Here is a 17,455-nt window from a genome sequence, read left to right on the forward strand (position 1 = left end):
ATGGCCAGTGACAATAACGAGATCCGCGCCTACGCGCAGCCTGCCCAGCGTGGTACTTGGGTACAGACGGAACGCGCTGGGCATGAACAGTGGGCCGCGTTGACCGCACAGGCGCCGCGAGCTGCCCAACTGATGCACATCCTGGTGCAACACATGGACAAACAAGGGGCACTCATCATCAGCCAGGCCACGCTGGCCAAGTTGATGGACACCTCGGTCGCCACCACTAAACGCGCCATCGCCATTCTGACCAAGCATAACTGGATACAGACCATCAGCGTCGGTGGCCAGCGTGGTGGCACGCTCGCCTATGTGGTGAATAGCCGTATCGCATGGGCAGATAAACGCGACAATCTGCAATACGCCCTGTTTAACGCTCGGGTCTTGGTTTCGACTGAGGACCAGGCCGATTTGGGCAATAGCCAGCTCAAGCAGCTGCCGACGATGGAGGACGGCGACATTCAGCTGCCTGCAGGGCCAGGTATGGATCCACCCGCGCAGGAATCACTGGAAGGAATGTTGCCGGATATGCCTTCTATCCCCCACGGTAACTGACGCCAGAAACGCCAAGGAGGGTCTATGTGGAAAATCACAATCAGCAAAGAGGACGTTGGAATAGGTCAATTCGGCGGCAGCGTACGGATGAACGATCCAGCGTTGTGGCCGGTACTGCCGGACACTAAGGTTCCACTTACCCCGCTCTGTACTATCACTGAGGCCTTATTGCCCGTTCGTTTCCTGCCGCCTGGCATGGCCATGACGGTGTTCATTGCGCCGAACCGTAAGGCCAACGGCTTCAACTTGTCGACCATGCGGCGATACACCGTGCATCAGCAATCAGAGCTGCAAGCTGCACGGGATAGCGGGTATGCGAGGGTGATCCTCCACACCCTCACCGATCATGAGCTGTCGCCACCGGACTCGGCCTTCATTCTCGACCGCGCATTCATCCGCAAGGAGGAATTCACCGAGGCAGAGGAAGATGCCGAGCTGGAGGACGATGATTTCGGCCTGGAAATCAGCAAGGTGACAGGCCGACCTGCTTTTCTGCAGGACCCGATTTATGAACCTAGCTCTCGCTACATGTGGCTGCTACAGCTAAACGCCTCGGAGCTGGAGGCCATTGGGCCTCGGTACGAAGGCATCTTTGAGGATGGCATTGGCCACCTCATTCTTGATATGCAGGCCCGTAAGGCACCGCAAGGCGCTGAGGCGGGTTATTTCTTCATTCAATTCACCTAACACGCAAGGAAAGCCCGATGCCGAAGCCAACCACCATGAGCTTTGAACAGCAAGAGCTGCACGCCAAGGCCCAGTGCCACGACTGGAACACCACCTACAAGCATGGTGCCCTGGTCAGCTACGCCGAAATTTACGGGCAGGGTGAAACACATCGCGCCGAAACAAGGGGCAATGCGTGGGTGATGTGTGGCCAGGCCGTCATTTTCGTGGATGGTTTGTCAGGCGCTGTGTCGCTTGACCATTGCACCGTTGTCGCCGCTCTCGATGCGGAGAAGAAGTCATCAACCGAGGAAACCGAAAATGTCTGATGAACGCTTTGCGCGCCTGCAGCAGGCGCTTATCGAATCGGCCAAGCAACACCTGGTGGAATTGACCGGGGCTTTGGCATTGCCCAGTGGGGCAGACCGCAATGAGGGGATTTCTTCGGCCTGGTGGCAACTGACCGGACTGACCCAGCTGGTTCACTTTGACAGTGGATTGGATGAGGCGACCAAGCAGGAGCTGGTGGCCATCGACCAGCTGGCCATCCAAGCCACAACCAAACCGGCAGACAAGGCATTGATGGCCACCGAAGCAGACGCCGATATTGCGGCCGTATTGGCTGATCCAACCACTTCTCACTGGCTCAAACACAGCCTGCAGCAAGCGCTGCCGCGTGATCCAGTGGATGCGGTCAATGATGCGGAATGGCTTTTTGAGTTGCTGAATAAACGCTGCGTGGAGCAGCTGCAGGACGTAGCGGAGGCGCCGCCGATGAACATGGAATTCCGCAAAGCGGATGGCAGCACCATACAGATCGACATTACCCAGGCTTCGCCTGTCATCGAGCTGGGCGGTTTCAAAGCTTGACTGGACGCCAGAAAGACGAAACCCGCAGCACGGCAATGCTTGCGGGTTTCTAGGTTTTTGCGAAGGAGCAAAAAGCCACGCGCTCATTGTACATCGAGCGCAGGAGATTTCACAGCGACACGGAGGAATCAGCGATGGCCGATCAACGTTACCCGGTAAGCATCGGACAAGGCGAGAATGCCAAGCAGTATTCCGAGGCCTACCAGACCCAGCCAGGCTATGCGGTGCAGTGGAAAGGCATACTGCAGAAAGCACACGGTCAGGCCCTGGTGCGTTGCTTGTGCCCAGGCAAAGGCACTCGACGCTTGGCCGTACGGCACAGATCCGAACAGGATTCGTTTCACCTGTCCCGCTATCCGCACACCGGCGCCGAGCATGCGCTTGATTGTCTGTACTACTCGCCCGATCCCGACAAATCGGGTTTAGGTGCCTACAGCAAGGGCGTGGTCGAAGAAACCAAGGACGGTGACCTCAAGATCAAGCTCACCCTTTCGCTTCGCAAGAAGGATCCGGCAGAAAACCAGCCGATGGAGGGTACTTCCCCTGCCCCATCGAGCAGCAAGCCTTCCAAACCGGCGATGACCTTGTGTGGCTTGCTCCACTTGCTCTGGAGCGAAGCAGGCCTCAACCAGTGGGTACCAGGTATGGCGGGCAAGCGTGGACTCGGCCTGATTCACAGCCGGCTGCAGCACGCTGCCGACCGCATGCTCGCTTCGCGCATGCGCATTGGTGACGCTCTGCTCATTGCTACAAGTTCGGCTGGCCAGCAGGCCGACGCCAATAGTCAGAAGGTGGCCAGCGCGATCAGAAACAAACGCCGCCTAATCGTCGTCGCCCCCTTGGCGGCGCACTCCGAAGAACGCGAACAGGCAATGAGCGGCTATCTCGCCATCGCTGGCTTCCATGGAGTACCGCGGCTGCTCATGGACGAAGAACTATGGCAGAGGACCGCCAGGAGCTACGCCGCCGCGCTGCGTGGATGGCGGGAAGGACGCCGAGTGATTGCCATTGTCCAGACGGATCAACCCACAGTGCCCAGCAAAGCCCAAGCGCTCAATGTGGCCCTGATGGTTGTCAGTGACGAGTGGATACCCGTTGAGTCGGGCTATGAGGCGGTGATCGAGGCGTTGCTCCGCGATCAGGGGCGCAGGTTCATCAAGCCGATGCGCTTTGATGCGGAGCAGGAACAGGTGTTTCCCGATTTCTGGCTGATGGACGTAGGCGCCGGCAGGGAGCTACCGATGGAAGTTTACGGGCGTCAGGATCCGAAGTACCTGGCCCGCAAGGAAGTGAAGTGCGCCTACTACACGCGGCACTACGGGCCGACCGGATGGTGGTCGTGGGACGCCAGTGCGGACCCTCGAGGCTTGAGCATTCCCGCATTCCCCCCGGCTCGGCACCCCTAACATGGCCACCATTGACTGGGCGCTGTACGACTGCAAGTTGGGCCAGATCAAGGACGTTGAACTGGCCCGGTTGATCGGCTCGACCCCGCACCGGGTACGCCGCCGCCGTGAGCAACTGGGGATTCCGCCATGGTCTGTCGGCAAAAAAATCGAACCCTTCAAGGATCTCTTAGGCTTTGCCGCAGACAACTCGATAGCTGCCCGCTGCGGCGTGGACGCCAAAAGCGTCAAGGCCTACCGCGAGTCGTTGGGCATCTTGCCCTTTTTCCGGCCCGCGCCACGCAAGCAGGTGCTGCCCATCGGGCACGATCTGAGGCCCTATAAGCCGCTGTTTGGCTACGTCAGTGACCAGGAGATCGCCCAGCTCGCCGGCGTTGATTTGGACCTGGTGCAGGACGTACGCGAGGGGCTTGGCTTTGAACCCGTCCTGCCGTTGCCAGGCAGTACAACACCAGATCCAGTACCAGACTTTCACGGCCCGTTGTTGGGTTACGAATCATTGTTCGCGACCCTGACGCCGACAGAGATCAGCCGAAGAACCGGCGTACCGTACCCTGTGATAGTGCAGCGCTGCGCCTTCTTGGGCATTCAGCCCTACAAGCGTGTTTCGGTAGCGTCCCGCTACGATCACTTGCTGGGAAAGGTGCCTGATGCGCTGGTGGCGAAGCTGGCAGGCGTTTCGCGAGCCAGCATCGGCGCCCGGCGCAAGCGGTTGTCGGCCCAGGCTAAAGCCGAGCTTTAGCTAATTCTCGCACGCGAGAATTACCGACACTGCACCGTCCACAACTGATCCCAGCTGGTCATGTAACTGGGGCTAAGCAGGGCACGACGCATGCCCCAGTCAGGCGTCAGTGGGACCGCCGCAGTACGCAAGCAGTCATGCCCCCATCGGCGGTTGATCTTGTCCATCGTTGCCATGAGCGCATCCGAGCGCTCCGGCTGGCTCGGGCTGAAAAGATCCTGCGTGTACTCTCCCCGCTTGCGCAGGTCCATCAGCAGTACCTCGGCCTTGCTATACGCAAAGCCAGGCCGGTAGATCTCTGCTGCCGCCTGCAGTGCATATTTCGTCAGCTGCCGCACATCATCGGTTGGGAATGCCGGTATGCACGTCGCTGCATTCGCGTACTTGGGGCCGTCGCCATGAAACGAAGTCTGGATGCCAATGCGTAGCGCGCCGCATAGCGAACGCTGCATGCGCAGCTTTTCAGCGGCACGGTGAATGTAGGTCGCCAGTGCTTCCTGCAGCTCTCTGAGCGTGTGAACCCGCTTGCCAAACATCTTGCTGGAACAGATCGATTGCTTGGCCGGCGCGGTCTGTTCCAGGTCCATGCACGACTCGCCTGCCAGCTCACGAATGGTCCGCTCCAGTACGACACTGTATTTGCGACCCATGGCCCGCGCATCCGCTTGCGATAGTTCCCAAGCGGTGCTGATCCCGTCGCTGGCCAGGTTGTCGCGCATACGGCGCCCGATACCCCAAACCTCATCAACCGGCATTCGCCGGAGCAGCCATTCGACCGCCTCTTGTTTGCGCAGATCCACTACCCCGCCAGTCTTCTCACGCCACACTTTTGAGGCGTGCTGCGCGGCCTTGGCCAAAGTTTTCGTATGCCCAATGCCCACACCCACTGGCAGCGCTGTCCATTGCAGGACGCGGGCTTGAATGGCCCGGCCTACATCAATGATCGGCTCGGGAAGGCCATCGAGCCTGCAGAACAGTTCGTCAATGGAATAACGCTCCCATTCGGGTACCAGGGAGGCGATGGCTACGCCAACGCGGTGGCTCAATTCGCCATAGAGCGTGTAATTGGAGCTGAAAACCGCGACACCATTCTGTTCGAGGAACCCGCGCACCTTGAAATAGGGATCGCCCATCTTCAAGCCGAGGGCTTTAGCCTCGTTCGTACGGGCCACGATGCAGCCGTCCGAGTTGCTTAAAACGACGACCGGGCGCTGTCGCAGCTCCGGTCTAAAAATGCGCTCGCAGCTGCAGTAAAACGCGTTGACGTCTACCAGGGCGAAGATAGGTCGGGAGCTGTCAGCACACATGCTTGGTCAGGTCCCAGGTAACAACCCCAAACACATCAATCGAGCCGTACTGATCAGGGGTGATGGTCTTATAGTCGGGGTGGGCCGATTCCAGGAGCCAACGATCAGCGTTGTCCTTGGCCAGCCGTTTCACCAGCGGTTGGTTGTCCACGTAGGCGAGAACGATCTGACCCTTTGTCGCTGTGATCGATCGGTCAACGATCAGCACCCCGCCGTCGTAGATTCCCGCGTCACGCATGCTTTCGCCCTGGACGCGCACAATCCAAACATGCGGCGCCCGAATATTCAGCAATTCATCCAGGGAAATCGGCGGCTCGTAGTAATCAGCTGCAGGGCTAGGAAAGCCGCCTGCAGCTGTTCCGGCGAGTACCGAAATGAGCTGGCTTGAGTCTCGAAGGGGCTGAATAGATACAACGTTCATGGGGCACCGAGTTGATACTGTTTGCATATACAGTAATGCAGGCCGTACGGCGCGGCTAGAGCCGCCTGGACAAAAGGCGGATCTTTCCGTCTGCAGGAGAATCCACACCATATCGAGTGCCATTGAGGCGCAGGTGTCATGGCTTCCAAGAAAACTGCGGTCCCTGCTCGCATCCAGCCGCAGCTGGTGGCCTTGGTGACCCGGCCACCAGCTGGCGACTGGGCTTACGAAATCAAGTTCGATGGCTACCGCATGTTTGCCCGCATCGATTCCGGCGTGTCTCTGTTCACTAAAAACGGTTACGACTGGACGAAGCGGATGCCGCGTCTTGCCCGGGACCTGCAGTCACTTCCCATCCGTGGCGCCTGGTTAGATGGTGAAGTGGTCGTGCAAGACGACGACGACCGCCCAGCGTTCCAGTCCCTGCAGGAAGCCTTTGCCACCGGCGACACCGACCGCTTGATCTACTTCGCCTTCGACCTCTTGTTCATCGACGGCGTAGACCTAAGACCCCGGCCTGTCGAGCAGCGCCGGAACCTGCTACGGGTATTGCTGGAACAGGTCGACCTTGACCAGGTGCGGTTCTCAGAAACCCTCGAAGCGGATCCGGCGCATTTGCTGGCCAGCGCTTGCGCGCTCGGTATCGAGGGCATAGTAGGCAAGCGGTTGGGCAGTACCTACGCCGGCGAGCGGGATGGCTCATGGATCAAGCTCAAATGTGTGCAGCGGCAAGAGTTCGTGATCTTGGGCTACACCCGGAGCTCTGCCGGCATCGGCTCGCTGCTGATCGGTCTGCATGATGACGCCGGCCAGCTGCAGTACGCTGGTCGTGTCAGGTCGGGATTCACCGGGCGCGAGTTGGACAGGCTCAAAAAACGGCTCGGCCCATTGGTACGGAGAACATCGGCTTTACGTACGCCGCCCAAGCTGCAGGGCGGCGCCGTGGTATGGGTAGAGCCTCAGCTTGTGTGCGAGGTGAAGTTTGCCGAGTTGACCCCAGCCGGCAAAGTTCGCCACGCCGTGTACATCGCTCTGAGGGACGATAAGCCGGCATCGGCCATCAGTCTGGAGAGCGACACCGACCCTGTGTAACCAGGCGAAGATGCGCCGGGAGGCGATTGTGTATGAGGTTCATATCGACGCCGAGGCCTGTGTAATCCAGTGTGAAATCACGGATGTGATCGAGGCCGATCCAAACCCAGGCTTATGGTCCAGCGACTGGGATTTACAGGGGTATCGCGAGCTGGAATTCAGGGTGCTTTCTGGTGTGGCGTACGACGCAGATGGTCACCCTAGCGATCTAGGCCGCAACGGCTGCGCCGAGGTGGCCGACCGATACGCGGAGTTCATCGAGGACGATTTGTGGCACCAGCTGGACAACGAGCGATGCGAATAGCGGGCAAAAGAAAACCCGCGTTGGCCGAGGCCTCAGCGGGCTTTCTCCGTCAGTCAGGTATTAGCCGTTCCAACTATCGCGAATCGCCTCTACCAGGAGCTTTGCAAGCACCTGAATAGAGAGATTCTTTAGGAAATTTTTCATCTCCAAAGACCTCGATTGGGGCCTCTGTCCCTATCAATGCTTTTCCGGAACACATGGCACTGACAAGAGCATGGTCAGATGATCTTTGCGAGACGCGGGCGGGGCTGGTGTTAACCGGGGATCAAATCCGCGCGGGTTCCTACGCCCGCGTCCCTGGCAGTGAATCTTTAGACGGGAAGCACCCCACCCGGCTCGCACGTCACAACTGACTGCTGGCGATCTTACCGGCTCCGCTGTCGCTGTGCCATCACAAAACGGGTTGGCGAGCATTTCTATGGGCAAAAAAAAACCGCCGTAGGAGGGCGGTTTTTTTCGGCATCGCGGTTAGGAGCCGCTTTGCCAGGTCTCGCAAAGATCATCTGACTGGGTTCATGGTTGCAAAAGTTGACACGTATGGCAACTCTTTTTTGAGTAATTCCCCAGTAAACGCTAGGGGAAACGAGGCAGCGCGCTATGGGCGTGCCCCCATTCGGGGGGCGGCTGTCGTGAACCAAGCCCCGGCCAAAAGCACGCCGGGTCTTGGCCCTTCGGGCTTCCATCCTCACGCCTCCGGCCTACGGCCTGCGCGCTCCGCTTGCCGGTCGTTCCAGGGCAACCACTGCGGCTAGCTCAGCAACCATCGGTAGGAAGCGGACGCCCCAATGGCCTATCCGCCACCAGGCCTTGCCTGCAAGGGGCTTTCGCGGCATATCCTCGCTCGCTACGCTCCCTGCGGTATTCCACGGTCCCCTTGCACGCGGCCTGGCTCTGGATAGTCCGGGCTTACCGCGTCCTACCGAAGGCTGCCGAGCAGATCCACCCAGCGGTGGTGTGCTTCCATTCCCAAAGAGCAAGGCGGCATCCGCTTCGCGGCTGCTGCTTTGAAAAGCGTTTGTTTCCCGCGCCCCACGCTCGGCATTAAAGCAGATCGGCAAGAGCGCCTGCGGTCAAGCGCTCAATGCCATGCAAATCGATCAGAGGGAGTTGGCCAGGTCGTACACGCCGGTTACAGCGAACCAAAGGCCGATACCCGCAGCAAGCGCCGTATACAAAGGCAACCGCTTGTGTTTGTCCGTGTAGCCATCGCTGAATCTGTTCTGCTTCGGGGTGATGGTATAGAAGAACCCTTGAATGGCCTTGGGCAGGAGGATCAGGAATGCAAGACCCTTTAGGCTCAGTTCAGCGTTATCTGTCCAGGGGAATCGGGCCAGCCAAAATGCGCAGCCAATCCACAGGAGCCAGCCCCAGGCGAAAAGCGCCTTGGTTTGGTTCGGGGAAATAGTCTTTTCCATGTCAGCCTCGCTTGTCCGGGCGACCTTCATTCCAGGTCATCCAGTAAAAAATGACGATGCCGACAACGGCGCCGAATGGGCCAATGCGCTCAGCCCAGGTAATCGGAAGAAGGGTAGGGAGGGCCAGTTTCAGGCCGATCACAATCATGGTTGCAACGATCCACCCAAACCCGGCTGCAACGGGGGTGAGCAAAATGCGTTTGACGATCAGGTCCGTGTTCATAAGTACCCCCTTTTATCCGATTAGTGTGGCGATGAGATCTATCACTTTCGAATCACGCGCCATCACCCACGCGAAAACCGCCAAGGTCAGCAGCCCGTAAATCCACCGACGTTGTTGATCGGGGGTGACTTCGGCTCCGCTCTCCGGCCATATCGGCGGGATATCACCCTGGAGGAATTTGGGGAAAAGGCCCATCAACGCGAACCAGGCCCAATCGAAACCAGCAGGCCCAGCGTAGGGCGACTTGGTGGCGATCCAAGCAGCTAGGCCGAGCCAAGCAGCCCATGCGCATGCGCGTATGACCCCCTTCTTTTTCGACGTTAAAGCGATCATGTAACCTCCTTGTTCACAACGATTAGTGTACCGGCTCAACGTGCTTGCGGGTCGTAAGATCCAGGCCAACGGCACGCATTACGGCCAGCAGGGTTTTCAAAGTCGGGTTGCCCTTGTCCGAGAACGACCGGTAGAGGTGTTCGCGGGAAAGGCCAGATTCATTGGCAAGGGCGGTCATCCCTTTGGCGCGGGCTACGACACCCAGGCATTTTGCGATATAGGCCGCATCGCCCGTTTCGAATGCGTCCTCCATGAATACCGCGATGGACTCCGCATCAGTCAACGCATCAGCGGGGTCGTAGTCGTAAAATTGTTCTTTCATTCATCGTCACTCCACTGGCTGGCCAACGCTTTAGCGGTTTCGATATCCCGCGCTTGGCTGCTCTTGTCCCCACCACACAGCAACAGGACCAGTTGGTTACCGCGCTGCTGAAAATACACCCGGTAGCCGGGGCCGTGATGGATGCGCAGTTCGCTGATCCCCTGGCCCACTGGTTGAACGTCCCCAAGCAGACCATTTGCAACGCGGAAGACTCGCGCAGCGATGATGGCTTTGGCCTGCTTGTCTCGCAGCTTGCGTTCCCAGTTCCTGTACGTGGCGGTTTGTTTAATTGTCTTCATGGGCTCAATTGTAGCTTATAAATCACGGCTAGGCAAGATTCTCGCACGCGAGAAAGTCAATTAATAGTAAATATAGTATTGACCATAAGTTGACGCAAGGGGGATTTTTTAGGATACTGAATCCGTCGAAGCAATCCCGTCTCGACAGCCTGGAACCAGCGGCGGCAACCGCTCCGGGCAACACTGCGAAGGAGTTCGAAGCATGTCTATTTTCAAAGAGTTGGCGTTACCTTCTACGCTTGACGATCTGCTAACTGCCCGCGAGGAAGCGCTACGGCTGATCACTGATGCACGCCGCATGCTGGAGCTGGCCCAGGAAGTTCTAGCGCCCCATGGTCGGCATCTGATGCCTCACGCTGCGCAACTCAGGGAAGACCAGGACAGGGTGCGCCGCGAACTGGACACCTCCCTATGGCGCCGGGCGTTCGATATGACAGGCTTTAAGCAACTGATGGACGCCGAGGCCGTCGCGGAGTTTGAGAAGAGCCTTTGCCCATCCCCGCCTGAATTCACCGCGTCGACGATCACCGCTACGTTCATCGACTTGCGCATAAACGCCGAATCCATGTTCCAGCGTGGGGTTTTCAATGTGTTCCGGTATCTCTCCGACGACTACCGCACCAACGCAAAAGAGCCGTTTCGCATCGGCCAGAAAGTGATCATGGAAGGGATGGTCGAACCTTCGTTCAAAAGTGGCCTTTGCATCCGGTACGGTTCATGGGCCAAGGACAAGCTCAATGACCTTGACCGGGTATTTCAGACGCTCGATGGCAAGCCCTTCCAGGCGCACGCATTGACCTCAGCTATGGATGCAGCTTTTCAGGCTGGGGAAGTGTTCGAGAACGAGAACTACCGGGCCAAGGCGTTCAAGAAGGGCACCCTCCACCTGGAGTTTCTGCGCCTGGATCTGCTGGACAAAGTGAATGAGCAGATTGCCGAATATTACGCCGGCAACGTGCTGCCAGACGCCCGCGCTGCGTAGTAAAAAAATGTCACTATCAGTCAAATTAGATTTGACTGATAGTTGACTTGTTGGGGTTCCTTTGCGATACTTACCACGTCGAAGCAATTCCGCTTCGACAGCCCGGAACCAGCGGCGGCAACCGCTCCGGGCACACTGCGAAGGAGTTTCCATGAGCGCCTATATCCTGAATCGTTTTCACATCTCCGCCATCCTCATGTTCACCTGCAACGGCAAGCCGGATGCAACCACCTACCAGCTCCTTGCCGACAAAGGGCAGCAGCTGCTTGACGAAAACATCCGATCCGTACGCACGCGCTACCCACGCGAAACGTTCAAGGGCGAGCTGTTCGGCCTGGATGAAACTGTCCCCAAGCCCACCCCGCTCGAAGCCCTCAAGCTCATCCAGTGCCTGGAATATCAGTCCAATCAAAACCCCGACTATTACGCGACCCAGGCATTTCGCACCCTGCATGAAATTCGCCGCGTAGCGCAGTCAAAGCTGCCGGGCTGGGATCAGGCGAGTTGGGATCTGGTCTGATGGCCGCGAATGCCCAGCAGGTAGCGCCGCCCATGTGGCGCTACTCCCTGCGCTGGTGTCTGCCTCACTTGCCATGCCCCGGTGACTTCGAGCTGCTGGTGATCGAGGCGCCGGCAGGGCAGAAGCTCCCCGAGGAAATGCGCAAAGCGTGGGAGGCCCGGCCCGAGGGTTACGGGGTCTGTCTCGACTTTCCCGCCTCTCAGGCGGTCAAGCGCTGGAGCGCCGAGGCAAAGGGCAAGGTCAGGCGCAAGAACCTGGAGCGCCGGGTAGAAAAGCAGGCTCCGCTGTTTGCGGATGAGCTGATAGCCCGCGAACTGGCCCAGCGTCCCGCCTATTTCGAAGGCAAGTAATCTAAAAAGCCGGTACATGCGGCGGCAACCGCTCCGGCACAGCGAAGGAGAATCCCGCAATGACTACATACCGTGTTGTATGGGCTGTTGATATCAACGTTGACGGCGATCATCGAGCAGCCGCAGAGGCGTGCGCACGCCACTACTTCCAGCCGCGAATTGCAAACGGCGATCCCGACTGCGCATGCGTGTTCGAGGTGACAGGACCAGACAACAGGACCGCCGAGGTAGACCTGGTGCCGAGCTTGTGCGATCTCATTGGTGACGACACCGAGTAAACGCAACCCAACAGTGCCCGGATCCAGCGGCGGCAACCGCTCCGGGCACTTGCGAAGGAGTACGCATGAACGCGATCAGCCGCGGCTGCCCCTCGGGCGGCGCTCACCCCGTTTTATCCCTCGCCCAGGCCGAGGCCCTGCGCGCTGCGCTGGCCGGTCGGCTGCTGGCTGTGTGTTTCGGATCGGGCGTGGATTCCACGGCCATGCTCGTAGCCCTGCACGCGGCAGGGCTGCGCCCGGATATCATCACCTTTGCCGACACCGGCGCGGAGAAACCCGAGACGTTGGCCCACATTGAGGCGATGGATTCCGTGCTGCGTGCGTGGGGCTGGCCGTCCGTTAGCGTGTGCCGGAAGAAACCGAAGCCCACCACCGGATACCAGGATCTGTACGGCAACTGCATGGCCAACGAGACATTGCCTAGCCTGGCCTTTGGCATGAAATCTTGTTCGGTGAAGTGGAAGCAGGTTCCCCAGGATCAGTTTCTCATGGGCGCCCGGTCTGGCCCGAACGCCAGGCCAGCGCATCCTGTGTGGGAACGCGCCAAGGTGACGGGACAACGCATCGTCAAGCTGATCGGTTACGACTGCGGCAAAGCAGATCTGCGCCGCTCCAAAGCGCTCAAGCCTGCGGACGCAAACTTCGATTATGTCTACCCGTTGCAGCTGGTTCGCTGGACTCGCCGCGATTGTGTGCGTGCGATCACTCAGGCGCTCGGCGCGGACCTGGTACCGATCAAATCCGCCTGCTTTTTCTGCCCAGCTTCCAAGCACTGGGAACTGTATTGGCTTGCCGCGAATCACCCCGAGCTGCTGGAGCGGGCGCTGATGCTTGAGCGCAACGCCCTCACTGGCAAGCACAGCCGATTTGACGCAGTACAGTTCGGCGCATCGTGGGAACACCTGGTGCGAAATGCCGATGGTTTCCCCAGTACAACGACAACCGTAGGGCTTGGGCGTAGCTTCGCTTGGAACCAGTGGGCCAGGGTCAATGACGTTGTAGACGAGCATTTTAATGTCAGGCGAGCCGCTGCCGATCGAGCGCGTTTTGCGGCGTTGTCCGACAGCTTGCGGGATCCAGATAATGCCCTGGACTCGCGTACGCCGGGCATTCCCGTTGTCGATATCACTAACTCTGAGCAGTTAGAGCTGTGGTAAATTATTAGTAAAAATAGATTTGACTATAAGTTGACATTGATAATAGCCTTTGCGATACTGGGAACCGTCGAAGCAATCCTGCTTCGACAGCCTGGAACCAGCGGCGGCAACCGCTCCGGGCACTTGCGAAGGAGTTACAAACATGGCTATCGAAACCCACCTGTTCTATTTCAGCTCAGCCACGCAGCTGCGCGATTTCTCCGGCTTCACCGTCGAGCCGTCCCATCAAGCCCGCCCAGGGCAAGAACCCTCCACCGTCACCATGTACACGGTCGTCGCTCAGCGCTCCGGCATCGGCCAGCGCGAAGTCATCGCAGAGTTCCCGCTGGAACTGCATGCCGAGATTTTCCGCGACATGGCCGAGGCGACAGCCCGCGCCCTCTGACCACAGCCCCGCCCGGACCTTGGGTCCGGGCCATCGTGACGGATGACGAACATGCTTACAAAGTATGTGCTCAAGCACTTTCATTTCTGCTGCGGGCTTGGCGGCGGCGCCAAAGGCTTCAATCAAAACAAGGAAGTGGTCGGCCACCTGCAGGCGGAATGGCGCTGCATTGGCGGTGTCGATGTGGACGCCGGCGCGCTGCGTGATTTCCAACGCCTGGCCGGTGTACCAGGTACGCAAATGGACCTGTTCACCCGCGAGCAATACACCGCCTTCCATGGCAAGGAACCGCCAGCAGACTGGCGGGAGGCAACCCCGGCTGATATTCGCCGCGCTGCGGGCTTTCAGGATCCTGATGTGGTGTTCATCAGCAGCCCCTGCAAAGGCGCTTCTGGCCTGTTGTCCGAGGCGTTGAGCCTAACCCCCAAGTACCAGGCCCTCAATGAACTGACGCTGCGCTGCGTGTGGCTCATGTGCGAGGCCTGGCAGCACAACCCGCCCGGCCTGATCGTGTTCGAGAACGTGCCGCGCCTGGCAACCCGTGGTCGCCACCTGCTCGATCAGATCGTTCAGGTGTTGAACTTCTTTGGCTATGCCGTGAGCGAGACAACCCACGACTGCGGGGAGCTGGGCGGCCTGGCCCAAAGCCGCAAGCGCTTTCTGCTGGTGGCTCGGCACGTGGAGAAAGTGCCACCGTTCTTGTACGAGCCGGAAAAGAAATCCCTGCAATCGGTCGGTGCTGTCCTTGGCCGCATGCCGCTGCCTGGCGATATCGAGCGCGCAGGCCCAATGCATCGGGTTCCAGCGCTGCAATGGAAAACGTGGGTTCGCCTTGCCCTGGTCGAGGCCGGCAAGGACTGGCGCAGCCTGGATCAGTTGGCCATCGAGGACGGTTATCTGCGCGACTTCGTGATAGTGCCCGAGGCGTTCTCGGGATATCTAGGCGTGCGTAGCTGGGGTGATTCAATGGGCACCGTTGCCGGCCAGACAGGGCCAACCAATGGCGCATTTTCGGTTGCAGATCCGCGCAGCCCGGCACACGCCGCGCAGTACCAGCAATATGGCGTACGGCGCTGGGAGGACTCGAGCGGCGCAATCATCGGCATCAAGTCGCCAGGGCAGGGCACGTTCAGCGTGGCCGATCCGCGTGGCGCAGCTGGTGGACACGGGAAATACAGCGTCACCCGCTGGGATGGCTCGGCACGCACCGTCATTGCCGGCAGCACGACAGGGCAGGGCGCGTTTGCCGTACAGGATCCGCGCCCAGGCTTGCGCCGCGTGAAAGGCGATGCCTACCTCACCGGGGGCCACTATGGCGTCGTGCCGTGGGAAGGCCTGGCCGGGGCAGTATCCGCCAGTGCGCGCCTGGACAATGGCCGCTGGAGCGTTGCCGATCCGCGCATGCCAGCCGCCAATGATCGATTGACCTGCGTGATTCGAAGCCTCGACGGCACCTGGCACCGCCCATTCACCACGCTGGAAATGGCGGCGCTGCAAAGCCTGGTTGACCCGGAAGAAATGCTTGAGCTGGACGGTTTGAGCGACCAGGCGTGGCGCGAGCGGATCGGTAATGCGGTACCACCGAAAGCCGCTGAGGCAATTGCCGGTGTAATGGCCCAAACCCTCCTGCTGGCCAAGCAGGGTGAAACCTTCCTGCTCAGTCATATGCCGGTATGGGTTCGCCCCGTCGCGGTCGGCCTGTCGCTGGCCAGCGAACTCGACAAGGCAGCATAACCAACCTAAAGGCGCCTCAGCCCGGGGCGCCTAACTCAGCCCGGAAATGACGGCGGCAACCGTCCCGGGAACCCACGCGAAGGAGTAACACCATGTTCCGCGATCTCACGATGAGCAAAGCCCAACGTTCCAGCCAGGCCCTGCATACCGCTGCGCGGTTGGCAGAGCATCGGAAGAAGTGGTATTCAGCCGCCGAGCTTTACGAAGCAGCCGCATCCCTTTGGCCTGGCAAAGGCCTCAGTTTGATGCGCCGCGCCGAACAGTGCCGCTCCCTGGTTGTCGATGCCAGCGATGAAATGGAATTTGAGGATTGAGCCATGGACGAACGAACGGAACAGCAACTGACCGATTATCTCGATACCCTGTTGTGGCTGGAGACCGCCTCCGTGGCCGAGATTGAAGGAGCCTTATCCACGGCCTCCGCCACTGTACGTGAGGACCTGGAGCTGGGCATTCAGTGCATGATGGACTCAGACCGTCCCGGCTTGGCCAACTACTTTCCCAACCTGGTCAGTCGGCCCACTTCGCTGTCAGTCATCCGCCAAAAATTCTCAGCTGTCGCACTGGCTATGGATCAGCTTGAGGACTCGATGCGCCGGCGACAAACGGATCCTACCTATCCGTTAATGGGTTATGGCGCGGTTCTCGGTACGTTGGCCAAGTTGCAATACCTGAACAAAATCACACCGTCGCAGCGGGAGTTGCTGCTCAGCGAACTGGCTAGCCTCAAAGCTGGCGGCTTGCGTCTGGACAATTAAGGAGGCGTCATGAATCGCATGGCTAAACGCCGGAGTCGGTTACCCGTGATCCTCTGCGTAGCTGGGGGCATTCTCATTTTCGTGGTTGAAATGTTTTCGTCCTGGCACATGACCGAACGGCGCGTAGCGCGAAAGAACCAGGAGAAGGCTCGGTATCTGCAGGAGCATTCGCCGCCAAAACCAGCCAATACGCACGTAGAGGTATTCATGCCGCCAGGGGCTTCGCACAATACCTCACACACCATCAAGGAAGCGGTTTCGCCTTGAGTCATCATGGGCGTGCCCCTGCGGGGGCGGCTGTCGTGAACCAAGCCCCGGCCAAAAGCACGCCGGGTCTTGGCCCTTCGGGCTTCCATCCTCACGCCTCCGGCCTACGGCCTGCGCGCTCCGCTTGCCAGTCGTTCCAGGGCAACCACTGCGGCTAGCTCAGCAACCATCGGTAGGAAGCGGACGCCCCAATGGCCTATCCGCCACCAGGCCTTGCCTGCAAGGGGCTTTCGCGGCATATCCTCGCTCGCTACGCTCCCTGCGGTATTCCACGGTCCCCTTGCACGCGGCCTGGCTCTGGATAGTCCGGGCTTACCGCGTCCTACCGAAGGCTGCCGAGCAGATCCACCCAGCAGTGGCGCGCTTCCATTCCCAAAGAGCAAGGCGGCATCCGCTTCGCGGCTGCAGCTTTGAAAAGCGTTTGTTTCCCGCGCCCCACGCTCGGCATTAAAGCAGCTCGGTAAAGCGGTCAAGCGTTCGGATCAAGAAAAAGCAGATTTCTCGCGTGCGAGAAACGCGACAAGCGGTCAATATGGATTTGACCAATAGTTGACTTTAGTTAGGCGTTGGGCGATACTACTCATGTCGAAGCAATTCCGCTTCGACGGTCTGGAACCAGCGGCGGCAACCGCTCCAGGCAAATCGCGAAGGAGTTTACGCATGACTATCACCGCTCAAGCCCCCGCCCTCAGCTTCAACAACTGGCTCACCCCAGCCGACTTTTTGAGCTTTGCCCAAAAGATCTGGGCGCCTGCCGTTGATTCGAGCATCGAGGCGATGGAGCGCAAAGTTGACGATCTCTACGGCGCGGCATGTAAGCGCTTCCCCACCTATGACACCATGGTGCACAACGCTTTCTGTGCGAGCATGGATGAGGAGTTCGGCACCGATGAACAAGCCGAGGGAGTGGCGGAAGTGTTCGCGTACGCCCGCGAGGCTTATGGCTATATGTCTGCCAGTGAGAACGAAGCACAGCGCCAGGAAGACGCCGATAACGGCTTCTGCTGGCACGGCCTGGACGTTATGACCTGCCCTTGCGGTTGCTTCGAGAACGACTAATTCAGACGGA

The 17,455-nt window shown here is 59.2% G+C and carries 25 protein-coding genes; 18 read left to right on the plus strand and 7 right to left on the minus strand.

Translation table 11 applies throughout. From position 1 onward, the window contains the following. The 6 genes from ACP6KB_RS27950 to ACP6KB_RS27975 all read left to right on the plus strand — a co-directional run bounded on the left by ACP6KB_RS27950 (position 1) and on the right by ACP6KB_RS27975 (position 4,239). Complete coding sequence (locus ACP6KB_RS27950; RefSeq protein WP_205478546.1) at positions 1-555, plus strand: helix-turn-helix domain-containing protein; 555 nt, start codon at positions 1-3, stop codon at positions 553-555. A gap of 24 nt (positions 556-579) precedes the next feature. Continuing rightward, entirely contained in the window at positions 580-1,242 is a 663-nt protein-coding gene (locus tag ACP6KB_RS27955; protein ID WP_205478547.1) for a hypothetical protein, read from the plus strand. Positions 1,243-1,259: 17 nt separating this feature from the next. Continuing rightward, positions 1,260-1,550: a hypothetical protein gene (locus ACP6KB_RS27960; RefSeq protein ID WP_232866809.1), complete on the plus strand. Its 291-nt coding sequence runs from the start codon at positions 1,260-1,262 to the stop codon at positions 1,548-1,550. Continuing rightward, on the plus strand, positions 1,543-2,091 hold the full coding sequence (locus tag ACP6KB_RS27965) for a hypothetical protein (RefSeq protein WP_205478548.1): 549 nt from the start codon (positions 1,543-1,545) through the stop codon (positions 2,089-2,091). Before ACP6KB_RS27960 ends, ACP6KB_RS27965 begins: the two co-directional genes overlap by 8 nt. 134 nt (positions 2,092-2,225) lie before the next feature. Next, positions 2,226-3,497 (plus strand): DUF1173 family protein, encoded by a 1,272-nt coding sequence (locus ACP6KB_RS27970; protein ID WP_205478550.1) that lies wholly within the window; start codon positions 2,226-2,228, stop codon positions 3,495-3,497. Between the two features lies 1 nt (position 3,498). Further along, complete coding sequence (locus tag ACP6KB_RS27975; protein WP_289806018.1) at positions 3,499-4,239, plus strand: hypothetical protein; 741 nt, start codon at positions 3,499-3,501, stop codon at positions 4,237-4,239. A 20-nt stretch (positions 4,240-4,259) separates the two neighbouring features. Here ACP6KB_RS27975 and ACP6KB_RS27980 read toward each other — a convergent pair whose 3' ends face one another. Then, complete coding sequence (locus ACP6KB_RS27980; protein WP_205478552.1) at positions 4,260-5,546, minus strand: Y-family DNA polymerase; 1,287 nt, start codon at positions 5,544-5,546, stop codon at positions 4,260-4,262. Beyond that, on the minus strand, positions 5,536-5,967 hold the full coding sequence (locus tag ACP6KB_RS27985) for a LexA family protein (RefSeq protein ID WP_047306860.1): 432 nt from the start codon (positions 5,965-5,967) through the stop codon (positions 5,536-5,538). Before ACP6KB_RS27985 ends, ACP6KB_RS27980 begins: the two co-directional genes overlap by 11 nt. Before the next feature lie 138 nt (positions 5,968-6,105). On the opposite strand from ACP6KB_RS27985, the gene ligD reads away from it, so the two are divergent. Next, positions 6,106-7,059 (plus strand): non-homologous end-joining DNA ligase, encoded by a 954-nt coding sequence (gene ligD, locus ACP6KB_RS27990; RefSeq protein WP_205478554.1) that lies wholly within the window; start codon positions 6,106-6,108, stop codon positions 7,057-7,059. A gap of 28 nt (positions 7,060-7,087) precedes the next feature. Then, positions 7,088-7,363 carry a hypothetical protein gene (locus ACP6KB_RS27995; RefSeq protein WP_205478556.1) on the plus strand — a complete coding sequence of 92 codons (276 nt, stop codon included), beginning with the start codon at positions 7,088-7,090 and terminating at the stop codon, positions 7,361-7,363. 1,097 nt (positions 7,364-8,460) lie between these two features. Here the strand turns inward: ACP6KB_RS27995 and ACP6KB_RS28000 are convergent. The 5 genes from ACP6KB_RS28000 to ACP6KB_RS28020 are packed head-to-tail and all read right to left on the minus strand — an operon-like array spanning position 8,461 to position 9,955. Then, positions 8,461-8,778, minus strand: coding sequence for a hypothetical protein (locus ACP6KB_RS28000; RefSeq protein WP_042857718.1), 318 nt, complete (start codon positions 8,776-8,778; stop codon positions 8,461-8,463). Between the two features lies 1 nt (position 8,779). Then, positions 8,780-9,001 carry a hypothetical protein gene (locus tag ACP6KB_RS28005; protein WP_205480554.1) on the minus strand — a complete coding sequence of 74 codons (222 nt, stop codon included), beginning with the start codon at positions 8,999-9,001 and terminating at the stop codon, positions 8,780-8,782. A gap of 12 nt (positions 9,002-9,013) precedes the next feature. After that, entirely contained in the window at positions 9,014-9,334 is a 321-nt protein-coding gene (locus ACP6KB_RS28010) for a hypothetical protein (RefSeq protein ID WP_047710214.1), read from the minus strand. Between the two features lie 22 nt (positions 9,335-9,356). After that, a complete protein-coding gene (locus tag ACP6KB_RS28015) occupies positions 9,357-9,656 on the minus strand; it encodes an addiction module antidote protein (protein WP_042857721.1) in 300 nt (99 codons plus the stop codon). Further along, a complete protein-coding gene (locus tag ACP6KB_RS28020; RefSeq protein WP_042857722.1) occupies positions 9,653-9,955 on the minus strand; it encodes a type II toxin-antitoxin system RelE/ParE family toxin in 303 nt (100 codons plus the stop codon). Before ACP6KB_RS28020 ends, ACP6KB_RS28015 begins: the two co-directional genes overlap by 4 nt. A gap of 202 nt (positions 9,956-10,157) precedes the next feature. Between ACP6KB_RS28020 and ACP6KB_RS28025 the strand changes: the two genes are divergently transcribed. The 10 genes from ACP6KB_RS28025 to ACP6KB_RS28070 all read left to right on the plus strand — a co-directional run bounded on the left by ACP6KB_RS28025 (position 10,158) and on the right by ACP6KB_RS28070 (position 17,445). Then, on the plus strand, positions 10,158-10,937 hold the full coding sequence (locus tag ACP6KB_RS28025; protein WP_042857723.1) for a DUF4942 domain-containing protein: 780 nt from the start codon (positions 10,158-10,160) through the stop codon (positions 10,935-10,937). A gap of 151 nt (positions 10,938-11,088) precedes the next feature. Beyond that, positions 11,089-11,457, plus strand: coding sequence for a hypothetical protein (locus tag ACP6KB_RS28030; protein ID WP_042857724.1), 369 nt, complete (start codon positions 11,089-11,091; stop codon positions 11,455-11,457). Next, a complete protein-coding gene (locus ACP6KB_RS28035) occupies positions 11,457-11,807 on the plus strand; it encodes a theronine dehydrogenase (protein ID WP_199520587.1) in 351 nt (116 codons plus the stop codon). The genes ACP6KB_RS28030 and ACP6KB_RS28035 overlap by 1 nt, the downstream gene beginning before the upstream one ends. Positions 11,808-11,866: 59 nt before the next feature. Beyond that, complete coding sequence (locus ACP6KB_RS28040) at positions 11,867-12,085, plus strand: hypothetical protein (RefSeq protein WP_182367944.1); 219 nt, start codon at positions 11,867-11,869, stop codon at positions 12,083-12,085. A gap of 65 nt (positions 12,086-12,150) precedes the next feature. Beyond that, on the plus strand, positions 12,151-13,242 hold the full coding sequence (locus ACP6KB_RS28045) for a hypothetical protein (protein ID WP_205480557.1): 1,092 nt from the start codon (positions 12,151-12,153) through the stop codon (positions 13,240-13,242). Positions 13,243-13,384: 142 nt separating this feature from the next. Then, positions 13,385-13,627, plus strand: a complete 243-nt coding sequence (locus tag ACP6KB_RS28050) for a hypothetical protein (protein ID WP_042857726.1) — start codon at positions 13,385-13,387, stop codon at positions 13,625-13,627. Positions 13,628-13,678: 51 nt separating this feature from the next. Beyond that, positions 13,679-15,361, plus strand: a complete 1,683-nt coding sequence (locus ACP6KB_RS28055; protein WP_205480566.1) for a DNA cytosine methyltransferase — start codon at positions 13,679-13,681, stop codon at positions 15,359-15,361. Positions 15,362-15,453: 92 nt separating this feature from the next. Then, positions 15,454-15,675 (plus strand): hypothetical protein, encoded by a 222-nt coding sequence (locus tag ACP6KB_RS28060; RefSeq protein WP_205480569.1) that lies wholly within the window; start codon positions 15,454-15,456, stop codon positions 15,673-15,675. Positions 15,676-15,678: 3 nt separating this feature from the next. Beyond that, a complete protein-coding gene (locus ACP6KB_RS28065) occupies positions 15,679-16,119 on the plus strand; it encodes a hypothetical protein (protein WP_205480571.1) in 441 nt (146 codons plus the stop codon). A gap of 927 nt (positions 16,120-17,046) precedes the next feature. Further along, positions 17,047-17,445, plus strand: coding sequence for a hypothetical protein (locus ACP6KB_RS28070; protein WP_205477440.1), 399 nt, complete (start codon positions 17,047-17,049; stop codon positions 17,443-17,445). Positions 17,446-17,455 lie beyond the last annotated feature (10 nt).

The sequence above is a fragment of the Pseudomonas sp. NUPR-001 genome (genome assembly GCF_052147955.1).
Taxonomy (GTDB): Bacteria; Pseudomonadota; Gammaproteobacteria; order Pseudomonadales; family Pseudomonadaceae; genus Aquipseudomonas.